The 10950-nt window shown below is 71.4% G+C and carries 13 protein-coding genes; 4 read left to right on the forward strand and 9 right to left on the reverse strand.

All coding sequences use genetic code 11. From position 1 onward, the window contains the following. The 3 genes from DBR36_RS18540 to DBR36_RS14395 all read right to left on the reverse strand — a co-directional run. Positions 1-432 (reverse strand): ABC transporter ATP-binding protein (locus DBR36_RS18540; RefSeq protein ID WP_258222872.1); only part of this gene is annotated, 432 nt, incomplete at its 3' end. A gap of 152 nt (positions 433-584) precedes the next feature. Beyond that, the gene (locus tag DBR36_RS14390) at positions 585-1250 is read right to left on the reverse strand and encodes a response regulator transcription factor (protein ID WP_108320450.1); all 666 of its coding nucleotides are present in this window, start codon (positions 1248-1250) and stop codon (positions 585-587) included. Continuing rightward, positions 1243-2502, reverse strand: a complete 1260-nt coding sequence (locus tag DBR36_RS14395; protein ID WP_108320451.1) for a sensor histidine kinase — start codon at positions 2500-2502, stop codon at positions 1243-1245. Before DBR36_RS14395 ends, DBR36_RS14390 begins: the two co-directional genes overlap by 8 nt. 140 nt (positions 2503-2642) lie before the next feature. On the opposite strand from DBR36_RS14395, the gene DBR36_RS14400 reads away from it, so the two are divergent. After that, entirely contained in the window at positions 2643-3215 is a 573-nt protein-coding gene (locus DBR36_RS14400) for an NADPH-dependent FMN reductase (RefSeq protein ID WP_108320452.1), read from the forward strand. Between the two features lie 136 nt (positions 3216-3351). Here DBR36_RS14400 and DBR36_RS14405 read toward each other — a convergent pair whose 3' ends face one another. Together DBR36_RS14405 and DBR36_RS14410 are read right to left on the reverse strand one after the other, a co-directional pair. Further along, positions 3352-3576, reverse strand: coding sequence for a hypothetical protein (locus tag DBR36_RS14405; protein ID WP_375136085.1), 225 nt, complete (start codon positions 3574-3576; stop codon positions 3352-3354). A gap of 24 nt (positions 3577-3600) precedes the next feature. After that, positions 3601-4446 carry an exodeoxyribonuclease III gene (locus DBR36_RS14410; protein ID WP_108320453.1) on the reverse strand — a complete coding sequence of 282 codons (846 nt, stop codon included), beginning with the start codon at positions 4444-4446 and terminating at the stop codon, positions 3601-3603. Positions 4447-4608: 162 nt separating this feature from the next. Between DBR36_RS14410 and pyrE the strand changes: the two genes are divergently transcribed. Beyond that, complete coding sequence (gene pyrE / locus DBR36_RS14415; RefSeq protein WP_108320454.1) at positions 4609-5187, forward strand: orotate phosphoribosyltransferase; 579 nt, start codon at positions 4609-4611, stop codon at positions 5185-5187. 209 nt (positions 5188-5396) lie between these two features. Here the strand turns inward: pyrE and DBR36_RS17875 are convergent, their stop codons facing one another. From DBR36_RS17875 to DBR36_RS14430, 4 genes are all read right to left on the reverse strand, one after another. After that, complete coding sequence (locus DBR36_RS17875; protein ID WP_181373619.1) at positions 5397-5540, reverse strand: hypothetical protein; 144 nt, start codon at positions 5538-5540, stop codon at positions 5397-5399. Positions 5541-5575: 35 nt separating this feature from the next. Further along, positions 5576-6151, reverse strand: coding sequence for a YdeI family protein (locus DBR36_RS14420; RefSeq protein WP_108320455.1), 576 nt, complete (start codon positions 6149-6151; stop codon positions 5576-5578). A gap of 2 nt (positions 6152-6153) precedes the next feature. Beyond that, positions 6154-6984 carry an HAD-IIA family hydrolase gene (locus DBR36_RS14425; RefSeq protein WP_108320456.1) on the reverse strand — a complete coding sequence of 277 codons (831 nt, stop codon included), beginning with the start codon at positions 6982-6984 and terminating at the stop codon, positions 6154-6156. Between the two features lie 98 nt (positions 6985-7082). Further along, positions 7083-7253 carry a CsbD family protein gene (locus DBR36_RS14430; RefSeq protein ID WP_108320457.1) on the reverse strand — a complete coding sequence of 57 codons (171 nt, stop codon included), beginning with the start codon at positions 7251-7253 and terminating at the stop codon, positions 7083-7085. Positions 7254-7447: 194 nt separating this feature from the next. Here DBR36_RS14430 and DBR36_RS14435 point away from each other — a divergent pair, with 194 nt between their 5' ends. Both DBR36_RS14435 and DBR36_RS14440 read left to right on the forward strand, forming a co-directional pair. Further along, positions 7448-8395: an SDR family NAD(P)-dependent oxidoreductase gene (locus DBR36_RS14435; RefSeq protein WP_108320458.1), complete on the forward strand. Its 948-nt coding sequence runs from the start codon at positions 7448-7450 to the stop codon at positions 8393-8395. Between the two features lie 42 nt (positions 8396-8437). Further along, on the forward strand, positions 8438-10950 hold a 2513-nt coding region (locus tag DBR36_RS14440), incomplete at its 3' end, for an HAD-IC family P-type ATPase (RefSeq protein ID WP_108320459.1).

Below are 10950 nucleotides of genomic sequence, written 5' to 3' on the forward strand. Positions count from 1 at the left end.
GAGGGATGCCGCGATCTGGGCGCGCTGCTGGTTGCCGAGCGAGAGCGTCTCGACCAGGTCGCCGAGGCGCTCGCCGAGTCCGAGCCGCTCGAGCAGCGCGGTGGCCTTCTTCGTCGCCTCGGCCTTGCCGAAACCGTGCAGGCGGGCCAGGTAGGCGATGTGCTCGGCGACCTTCATCTTGGGGTACAGGCCGCGTTCCTCGGGCATGTAGCCGAACCGGCGGCGGTCGGCGGCGGTCACCGCGGACCCGTCGAGCGCGACGGTTCCGGCGTCCTTCGCGAGGACGCCCAGGGCGATGCGCATGGTCGTGGTCTTGCCGGCGCCGTTGCCGCCGACGAAGCCGGTGAGCCGGCCCGGGGCCACCACGAACCCCACGTCGTCGAGCACGCGGCGTCCGCCGTAGCTCTTGGTGATGCCGTTCAGTTCGAGCACGATGCATCCCTTCTTGTCGTTGGTCCCACGCTAGGGACGCGACGGCTGGGGCGCCTCCGCCGCGGGGCGGGTGGTCGCTCCCCCGCCGGGTGGAGTCGTCGCCCTGCCGGACTCGCCTCGATCGGTGAGCGCGTCCACGGAGCCGCCCCGGCTCACGCCAAGCCGTGCCGGTGCGCGAGCACGACGGCCTGCACGCGATCCCGCGCCCCGAGCTTCTGCAGCACGTTCGACACGTGCGTCTTGACGGTGGCCTCGCCGATGAACAGCCGCGCCGCGATCTCGCCGTTGCTCATGGCCTCGGCGACCAGACGCAGCACCTCGGTCTCGCGCTCGGTCAGCGGTTCGGCGACGGGGAGGGGAGGGGGCACGGATGCCACGGGTGCGGGCGCGGCGGAGGTGAACCGTTCGATGACGCGCCGGGTGACCTCGGGCGCGAGGAGCGCATCGCCCGCCCCCACGATGCGGACGGCCGAGACCAGTTCTTCGGGCCCGGCGTTCTTCAGCAGGAAGCCGCTCGCGCCGGCCGACAGCGCCGCGAAGAGGTAGTCGTCGCGGTCGAAGGTCGTCACGATCAGCACCGCGGCCTGCGACGCCGGGTCGGCGGTGAGGATGCGGGTCGCTTCGAGTCCGTCCATGTCGGGCATCTGCACGTCCATGCAGATGACGTCGGGGCGCAGGCGCGCGGCCGCCGAGAGCGCTTCGGCACCCGTCGCCGCCTCGCCCACGACGGTGATGTCGTCCTCGAGCGAGAGGATCGTGCGGAACCCGGCCCGCATCATCGCGTGGTCGTCGACGAGAAGGACGCGCAGCTCAGACACGGACGGCCTCCGCGGCGATGAGGGGGACCCGCACCCGCACGAGGTAGCCCCCGCGGGTGCGCGGGCCGATCTCGATCGAGCCGCCCGACACGGCCGCGCGCTCGCGCATACCCAGCTGACCCAGACCGGGGGTCGACGATCCGCGGCGACCCGTGTTGGAGACCTCGAGCTCGACGGCATCCGGAGTGAACCGCAGACGCACGTCGGCGGTGGCGTCGGGGCCGGCGTGTCGCCGGGCGTTGGTCAGGGCCTCCTGAGCGATGCGGTACAGGTTGATCTGCACGAGCGGGGGAGGGTCGAACGGCGGATCGCCGATGACGGTGAAGGTCGTCGCGAGTCCCGCGGCGTCGGCCTCGTCGACGAGCGCGCGGATCGAGGTGAGTCCGTGCGTGGTGGGGGCGGTGTCGGGAGAGGAGTCCGCGCCCGGGGTGCGCAGCGTCTCGAGCAGCTGGCGCAGCTCGTGCAGCGAGGTGCGCGCGGAGCCCTCGATGCCGGTGAGCCCCTCGCGCGCGGCCTCGGGGTCGCGGTCGAGCAGGGATCGGGCGACGCCGGCTTGCACGCCCATCAGCGAGACGTGGTGGGCGACGACGTCGTGCAGTTCGCGGGCGATGCGCACCCGATCCAGGGCGACCGCCTGCGCGGCCGTCACCTCGCGCTCGGCCTCGAGCTCGGCGGTGCGCTCCTCGAGGGCCGCGCGCTCGCGCATCTGCTGGTGGGAGCGGTCGCCGAAGTAGTAGGCGCCGCCGAAGAAGAGCGCGTTCACGCCGATCATGAGCAGTTGATAGGCGACGAAGGGAGAGAAGGCTCCCGCGCGCGAGAAGGCGCCCTCGAGCGAGGCGTCGACGGGCTGCGTGGCCTCTTGGAACATCACCACGAACAGCCACGCGAACATGCCGACGATGATGGCGACGCGCACGATCGTCGCGCGCCGGCGGTTCGGCTCCCACGCGCCGACGGTGTACAGCGCGATGAACATCGCGATGTTGCCGGCGTACAGCTCGGGGATGCGGAACGTCACCGCCAAGAAGTAGGCGATCGAGACCACCACCGCCGCCGTCGAGGGCCAGCGCCGCCGTACGGCGATGGGCAGGGCGAGCACGGCCACGTAGACCAGGGCGATCGCGAGCGAGCCCTGCTGGTCGCCGTAGAGCCCCGAGATCGACGACAGGACGGCGCTCAGCAGCCCGCCGAGGAACAGCACCAGCGCGAGCACCAGGTCGGCTCTCTGCTGGGAGGCGGTGGGCTTCGGCATCCCTCCACGCTAGGGGCGACCCCCGACACCCGCATCCCCCGCGCGACGGAGTCAACCCCCCGCGGAATAGGACGAGGGCCGCGACGCTTGCACGTGAATACATACGGCGCGCAGCGCTCCGTCATCCCGGAAGGATCATCGTGACCGACTACACGATCGGCTACATCGTCGGCAGCATCTCCAGCACCTCGATCAACCGCGTCCTGGCGAAGGCGCTCGAGAAGGTGGCGCCCGAGGGCGTGACCCTCAAGGAGATCCCCATCAAGGACCTGCCGTTCTACTCGCCCGACCACGACGGGAACTTCCCCCAGGTCGCGCAGGACTTCAAGAAGGCGATCGAGGATGCCGACGGCATGATCATCGCGACGCCCGAGTACAGCCGCTCCATCCCCGGCGTGCTCAAGAACGCCCTCGACTGGTCGGCGCGCCCCTACGGCGAGGCGTCGTTCAACGACAAGCCCACCGCGGTCGTCGGCACCTCGCAGGGCGGCATCGCCACCGCCGCCGGTCAGCAGCACCTGCGCGCGGTGCTGCTGCACTACAACGCCCTGGTGCTCGGCCAGCCCGAGGGCTACATCCAGTCCACCCCCGGCCTGTTCGACGAGGACGGCACCGTGAACGACGAGGGCACGGCCGCCTTCCTGCGCTCGATCATCGAGGCGCTCGTGACGCTGATCGCGCGCACGGCACCCGCCGAGGTCCCCGCGGCCTGAGGCACGCGTTTCGCGGGGTCGGAGTTCGCCCCGGCCCCGCGATCATGCGTCCGGCGACCGGATCTCGGAGAACGCGCCCGCGCTCGGAGACGTCGCCGCAAATGCTCCGAGATACGCGCGTTTCTCCGAGAACCGTTCAGCCCAGGGCGGCGGCCTTTCGCCGGAGCAGCGCCGCCTCGCGCACGTTCCGCGTGCGTTCGGCCGCGACGAGCAGCGCCGCACGGGCCTCGTCCGTGCGTCCGAGCCTCGACAGCAGCTCCCCGCGGACCGAGGGGAGGAGATGCGAGCCTCTCAACGCCCCGGCGTCCCGAAGTCGATCGACCATCGCGAGGGCCTCGAGGGGGCCGGATGCCATCGACACGGCGGGATGCCACCCGCCCGGCGCTCAGCCGAAGATCATGGGCAGATCGTCATCGTCGTCGCCGCCCGACAGGTCGAGGTCGGCGACGACGGGGACGTGGTCGCTGGGCACCTCGCCCTTGCGCTCGTCGCGGTGGATCTCGGCGCCGTGCACGGCGTCGGCGAAGGCCCGCGAGCCGAGGATGAAGTCGATGCGCAGGCCCTCGTTGCGGGGGAAGCGCAGCTGCTTGTAATCCCAGTAGGTGTAGCCGGTGGGGATGAGCGGGCGCACGACGTCGGTCAGTCCGGCCCCCTCGAACGCCCGGAAGGCGGCGCGCTCAGCGGGCGAGACGTGCGTCGTGGCGCCCTCGACCACGGTCGGGTCGCCGTTGTCGTCATCGGTGGGCGCGATGTTGAAGTCGCCGGTGAGGGCCAGGGACAGGTCGGGGTGGGCCGCGAGGGTGTCGGACGTGTACTGGCGCAGCTTGTCGAGCCAGTCCAGCTTGTAGGCGTAGTGCGGGTCGGCGAGACCGCGGCCGTTGGGCACGTACAGGCTCCACACGCGCACGCCGTCGACGGTCGCGCCGATGGCGCGCGCCTCTTGCGGCAGGTCGGGACCCTCTTTGCCCTTCTCGAATCCGGGCATGCCGGGAAAGCCGATCTCGACGTCCTCGAGCGGCTCGCGGCTCGCGATCGCGACACCGTTCCACTGGTTCAGCCCGTGCGCGGCGACGTGGTAGCCGGCCTCTTCGAAGGCGGCGTACGGGAACTGCTCCGTCTTGCACTTGATCTCCTGCATCGCCAGCACGTCGATGTGCTCGCGCACGCAGAACTCGACGGTGCGGGTGACGCGGGCGCGGATGGAGTTGACGTTCCAGGTGGCCAGGCGCATGGCATCCAGCCTACTTTCGCGCGCCGCCCGCCCGCGTCGTGCACAGCGGCGGGAGTCGTGGGCGACACGCCGTCGCCGGAGCCCGCGGGGCGGCGTGTCGCGCCCGTGGCCCGCCGTCGTGCGCAGATGGATGCCGCGGGGTGGAGCAATAGACTCGACGCCGTGACCACCGCCTCCACGCCCGAGCTCGAAGCCGACCGCCAGGCCCTCATCGGCCTCATCTCCGACGAGGCGGTGTTCCACGGTGATTTCACCCTCTCGAGCGGCAAGAAGGCGACGTACTACGTCGACATGCGCAAGCTCACCCTCGACCACCGTGCGGCCCCGGCCATCGGCCGACTCGTGCTCGATCTGGTGAAGGATCTCGACGGGGTCGTGGCCGTCGGCGGTCTGACGCTCGGCGCCGATCCCATCGCCAACGCCGTCATGCACGAGTCGGTGCACGCCGGGACCCCGCTCGACGCCTTCGTCGTGCGCAAGGAGCCCAAAGACCACGGCCGCGGACGCCAGATCGAGGGTGCCGACGTCGCCGGCAAGCGCGTCGTCGTCGTCGAGGACACCTCGACCACCGGCCAGTCCGCGCTCAAGGCCGTCGAGGCCCTCCGTCGCGAGGGCGCCGAGGTCGTCGCCGTCGCCGTGATCGTCGACCGCAAGACCGGTGCGCAGGCCGCGATCGAGGCCGAGGGCCTGCAGTGGTTGGCATCCATCGATCTCGACGACCTGGGACTCGCGCCGCAGTAGTCGTCTCCGGAACGGGCTCGGTCGCGGGGACAGGCTCGGGCGCGAGAACAGGCTCGGTCGCGAGACCGGGCTGCGTCGTGAGAACAGGCTCCGTCACGAGAACAGGCGGATCCGCGCCGAAACGCCCTGTTCCGGTGCCACCCTCCTGTTCCGGTGACGAGGGGAGGGATGCCGACGCCCCGCCGCGTGCCGAGCGGTGCGCCCGCGGGTCACCGGTCGTCGGACCCCGGCCCGTCGAAGGGGTCGCGGCCGCCGCCGCCGCGTCGCGACCGCCGCCACTGGACGATGAACGCCACGAGCGTGCCGGCGGTGATGAAGAAGGCGGTGATGAGCCAGAGGGTGCGGTCGTCCATGCGCCCATCCTCCCCGACGTCGTGTCGGCCGGGTCTCAGGAGGGCCGACGGTTCTCTGCGGCGTCCGCGACGATCCGCGCGATGCGCGCGGCCCGGGTGGTCGGCCGCACCGCCGTCGCGATCTGCGTGAGGCCGAACTTGCGACTCGACGGGGGGAAGGCGTCCCAGTTCGCGCGCGCCCCGGGGACCGCGTCAAGGGATGCCGTGAGCTCGGCCGGTTCGATCCCGGCTTCGGCGTCGTCGAGCATCTCCCACGCTCCGTTGGCACGCGCGACCTCGAGCGTTCGCCGTCCGGCCGGGCGCAATCGCCCCTCGGCCTCGAGCCGAGCGATGCGGGCCTTGTTGGTCGCGGCCCAGCCGCTGCGCGCCCGTCGGGGCGCGAACCACAGCCCCGAGCTGACGTCGTCGAAGACCCGGACGGGACCGTCGATCCATCCGACGCACAGCGCCTCGCAGATGGCGTCCTCGTAGTCGACGTACCGCCCCGCGTCGGCGCCGCGGCCGCGCACGAGCCAGGCCCCGGTCGAGGTGGCGTGGTTGCGCTCGAGCCACGCGCTCCAGGCGGCCGCGTCGGCCGCGCGGACCCTTTCGCCGTCGTCGAGAGCGCCCACCGTCAGAGGCCTTCGCTCAGCCCGTCCTCACCGTCGGCGAGATCGGTCTCGAGGGGTTCGTCGCGGACGAGCTCGGCGACCGACGAGAGGATCTCGTCCGGGCGGAAGGGGTAGCGCTCGATCTCGCGCTGATCGCTGATGCCCGTCAGCACGAGGACGGTGTGCAGTCCGGCCTCGATGCCGGCGACGATGTCGGTGTCCATGCGGTCGCCGATCATGCCGGTGTTCTCGCTGTGGGCGCCGATCCGGTTCAGAGCCGACCGGAACATCATCGGGTTGGGCTTGCCCACGATGTAGGGCTCTTTGCCGGTCGCCTTGGTGATGAGCGCGGCGATGGCGCCCGTCGCGGGCAGCACGCCCTCGGTCGAGGGGCCGGTGGCATCCGGGTTCGTCGCGATGAAGCGGGCGCCGCCCCGGATGAAGCGGATCGCCTTGGTGATGGCCTCGAACGAGTAGTTGCGCGTCTCGCCGACCACGACGTAGTCGGGCGTCGTCTCGGTCATGATGAACCCCGCCTCGTGCAGGGCGGTCGTGAGCCCCGCCTCGCCGATGACGAAGGCGGAGCCCCCGGGCATCTGCGACTTGAGGAAGTCGGCGGTCGCGAGGGCCGAGGTCCAGATCGAGGCCTCGGGAACCTCGAGGCCCGATGCGCGCAGACGAGCGCTGAGGTCGCGCGGGGTGAAGATCGAGTTGTTCGTCAGCACGAGGAACGGGGTGCCCTCGGCGCGCCACTGCGCGAGCAGCTCGGAGGCGCCGGCGATGGGGGTGTTCTCGTGGACGAGGACGCCGTCCATGTCGGTCAGCCAGCACTCGATGTCGCCACGGGTCCGCATGCGGCCAGCCTAGACCCGACCCCCGACACCGCCTCGGAAAAGAGCGCGGGCGGGCCCGATCACCTGATCGTGGCCCGCCCGTCCGCGGTGGCGGCTGCTTACTTAAAGGTGTCCTTGGTGTTCTCGGCGGCCTTCTTGGCATCCGCCTTCACCTGGTCGGCTTTGCCCTCGGCGGCGAGCTTGTCGTTGTCGGTGGCGTTGCCGATGGCTTCCTTCGCCTTGCCCACGATGTCCTGAGCGGCGTTCTTGATCTTGTCGTCGAGACCCATGATCTGACTCCTTCTTGTCGTGTCGGCGTCGTCGGCGGAAGGTTCGCGTCGAGACGGAGCGTCGTGATCGCAGATAAGACGGAGGCCGCGCGGCATTCGTCACGCGCATCCGCGGAAAACTTTTCGCGCACCTCCGTATTCCGTTCGCGGAATGCACCCGTGACGCGGGGGCGGGTTCTGGTTAGGGTCGTAGAGTGACGCGCGCCGAGTGGGACCCTGAGAACCTCCCCGACCTCTCCGGAAAGTCCTACCTCGTCACCGGTGCGACCCGTGGACTCGGCTACTTCGCGTGCGAGCAGCTCGCCGCCGCGAACGCCCACGTTCTGCTCACCGGCCGCAATCCCCACAGTCTCGCGGCGGCCAAGGCCGCGGTGCGTCGCACGGTTGCGGATGCCGACATCGAGACCCTCCTGCTCGACACCAGCAACATGGGCTCGGTGCGGGCCGCCGCGGCGACGGCCCGCGCGCGCGGGCGCCTGGACGGTCTGCTGCTGAACGCCGGTGTCGTGCATCCGCCGAAGCAGCGCGAGACCGCCGGCGGGCACGAGCTGGTCTTCGCGACGAACGTCCTGGGTCACTTCGCGCTCGCGGGTGAGCTGCTCAAGCCGCTCGCGTCGGCGCGCGGACGGATGGTCTGGGTCGGCAGCATGTCGACGTCGATCTGGCGGCACCTGCCGACCGACCCCGAACTGCGCGAGGGGTACACCCCGTGGAAGGCGTACGTGCAGTCCAAGGCCGCCACCACGGCGCTCGCCCTCGAAGCCGACAGGCGTCTGCGCGCGCACGGGGTGCCCGTCTCGAGTCTCGTCGCCCACCCCGGGTACTCGACGAGCGGACGCACGCGGGGGGTGCGCGGGGTGAACGAGCCCACGCGGCTCTCGCGCTTCGTCGACAACCTGCAGGCGCCGATCACGCAGTCCAAGGAGCAGGGTGCGTGGTCGCTCGTGCGCGCCCTCGTCGACGCCTCGGCCGACGGCGGCGAGATGTTCGGCCCCGCCCTGATCGCGCGCGGGGCTCCTCGGCCGGCGAAGCCGGCGCGGGCGACGCGGCGCAGCGAGCTGGGCGCCGACCTGTGGCGCGCCTGCGAGACGGCGACCCACGTGCGCTGGCCCTTCGATCGGGTGCGGCGCACGGCATCCTGATCCACCCCTCGCGATGTCGGAGCCGCGCCCTACAGTGATCGCATGGAGCAGGCGACGGCCGACGAGAACACGGCGGCAGATGACCGCGGGCTGACCGCGGCCGAGGTCGCCGAGCGCGTCGCCGCCGGGCGGACCAACGCCTTCACTGCCGACAGCAGCCGCAGCGTCGGCAGCATCGTCCGCGCCAACGTGTTCACGCTCTTCAACGGCATCGTGGCGGCCTGCTTCCTCGTGCTGCTGCTCCTGGGGCGCTGGCAGGACGCCCTGTTCGGCGTCGCGGCCCTGTCGAACGCGGTCATCGGGTGCGTGCAGGAGTTCCGCGCCAAGGCGGCCCTCGATCGTCTCGCTCTGTTGAACGCACCCCTGGCGCGGGTGCGCCGCGACGGGACCGACGCCGAGATCGCCCCGGCTGAGGTCGTGCGCGACGACGTCCTCGTGCTGCGCGCGGGCGACCAGGTGTCCGCCGACGCCGTGATCGTCTCGTCGAGCGGCCTGCAGATCGACGAGTCGATGCTGACGGGCGAGTCGGATGCCGTCGACAAGCGCCCCGACGACGAGGCGCTGTCGGGCTCGATCGTCGTCGCCGGCGAGGGCACGGCCCGCGTGGTGCGCGTCGGGGCGGAGTCCTACGCCAACACCTTCGCGGCCGAGGCGAAGCGGTTCCAGCTCGTCTCGAGCGAGCTGCGCACGTCGATCGACCGCGTCCTGACGTGGGTCGGATGGGGGATCGGCCCGATCGGGCTGCTCGTGCTGAACGCGCAGATGATGGTCGCCGGTGGCTGGGCCGAGGCCTGGCAGCAGGGCACGTGGTCGCAGGCCGTGGTCAACACGATCGCGGCCCTGACCGCGATGATCCCGCTCGGGCTGGTGTTGATGACCTCGATCGCGTTCGCCGTCGGTGCGGCCCGCCTGGCCGGGCAGCAGGTGCTCGTCAATGAGCTGCCCGCGGTCGAGGGCCTGGCCCGTGTCGACGTGATCTGTCTCGACAAGACCGGCACGCTGACGGCCGGCGAGATCCGCTTCGACGCGGCGCTCACGCTCGACGAGCAGAGCGGCTGGCAGGACGCCCTCGGGTGGTACGGGGCCGCGCCCGACGCCAACGCCACCGCCAAGTGCCTGCGCGAACCGTTCCCGGTGGAGCGCCCGATCGAGGCCGCGTGGCGCATCACATTCTCGTCAGCGCGCAAGTGGAGCGCCGTCTCGTTCTCGGATGGACCTCGCGGGACGTGGGTGCTCGGCGCCCCCGAGATGGTGTTCGGCGACGATGCGAGCGACGCGTCGACGCCGTTGGGCGCCGCCGTCACCCGCCTGGCGTCGTCGGGTCGTCGCACCCTCGTGCTCGCGCACGCGCCGGCCGCGCTGACCGACGACGACGTCTCCGCCGAGCGGCTGCCCGCCGACCTCGCCGCGGTGGCGGTGCTCACCTTCGTCGAGGCGGTCCGTCCCGATGCCGCCGAGGCGCTGGCGTTCTTCCGGGCGCAGGGCGTGGGCGTCCGCGTCATTTCGGGCGACAACCCCCGCACCGTGGCCGCGATCGCCCGCGAGGTCGGTCTCGAGGTCGACGAGGGGTTCGATGCGCGGCGCCTTCCCGACGACGATGCCGAGTGGGGAGCGCTGCTCGAGCAGTACACGGTCTTCGGTCGCGTCACGCCCGACCAGAAGAAGCGCATGGTGACCGCTCTGCAGGCCCGCGGTCACGTGGTGGCCATGACCGGCGACGGGGTCAATGACGCCCTCGCGATCAAGACCGCCGACATCGGCATCGCGATGAACTCGGGAGCCGCCGCGACCAAGGCGGTCGCGCGGCTGGTGCTGTTGGACGGGCGGTTCTCGCACCTGCCGTCGGTCGTCGCCGAGGGCCGACGCGTCATCGCCAACATCGAGCGGGTCTCGATGCTGTTCCTCACGAAGACCGTCTACGCCACGGGGCTGGCGGTGCTCTTCGGGGCGCTGGTGATGGAGTTCCCGTTCCTTCCGCGCCAGCTGTCCATCACCGATGGCCTGACGATCGGCATCCCGGCCTTCTTCCTCGCCCTGCTGCCGAACGCGCAACGCTACGTCCCCGGGTTCCTCCGGCGCTCGCTGAGCTTCGCCGTCCCCGCCGGCATAGTGATCGCGGTCGCACTCACGGTGTACACGCGGCTCGCGATGGGGCTCGGTCTGAGCGTCGAGCAGCTGCGCACCGGGGCGACGATCATCCTCGCGATCGTCGCGATCTGGGTGCTCACCGTGCTGTCGCGGCCCGTCACGCGCGTCAAGGTGCTCGTGATCGGAGCGATGTTCGTCGCGCTCACCGCGATCTTCACCGTGCCGCCCCTCGGGGAGTTCTTCCAGCTGCAGGATCCCGGTGCGGACGGGTCCGTCCTCGTGACGCTCGTGGTGGTGCTCGCCCTCGCGGCCATCGAGGCGGTGCGGTTCGGGCACCGGCGGTTCGTGCGGCGCTCGCTCGCCGCGCTCGCCCCCGGCGCGGACGCCACCCCCGGGTCGGTTGCCACCCCCGGCGCGGGTGCCGCCCCCGGCGCGGCTGCGACCCCCGGCGCGAATGGGACCTTCGG

Origin of the sequence: Microbacterium sp. HMWF026, from assembly GCF_003061325.1 — a bacterium.
Taxonomy (GTDB): Bacteria; Actinomycetota; Actinomycetes; order Actinomycetales; family Microbacteriaceae; genus Microbacterium; species Microbacterium testaceum_E.

Bases quoted from the DNA above. Each gene is read 5' to 3' on its own strand.
- DBR36_RS14395 (WP_108320451.1), bottom strand. From the start codon at position 2,502: ATGCCGAAGCCCACCGCCTCCCAGCAGAGAGCCGACCTGGTGCTCGCG.
- DBR36_RS17875 (WP_181373619.1), bottom strand. From the start codon at position 5,540: ATGGACGACCGCACCCTCTGGCTCATCACCGCCTTCTTCATCACCGCC.
- DBR36_RS14430 (WP_108320457.1), bottom strand. From the start codon at position 7,253: ATGGGTCTCGACGACAAGATCAAGAACGCCGCTCAGGACATCGTGGGC.
- DBR36_RS14410 (WP_108320453.1), bottom strand. From the start codon at position 4,446: ATGCGCCTGGCCACCTGGAACGTCAACTCCATCCGCGCCCGCGTCACC.
- DBR36_RS14425 (WP_108320456.1), bottom strand. From the start codon at position 6,984: ATGCGGACCCGTGGCGACATCGAGTGCTGGCTGACCGACATGGACGGC.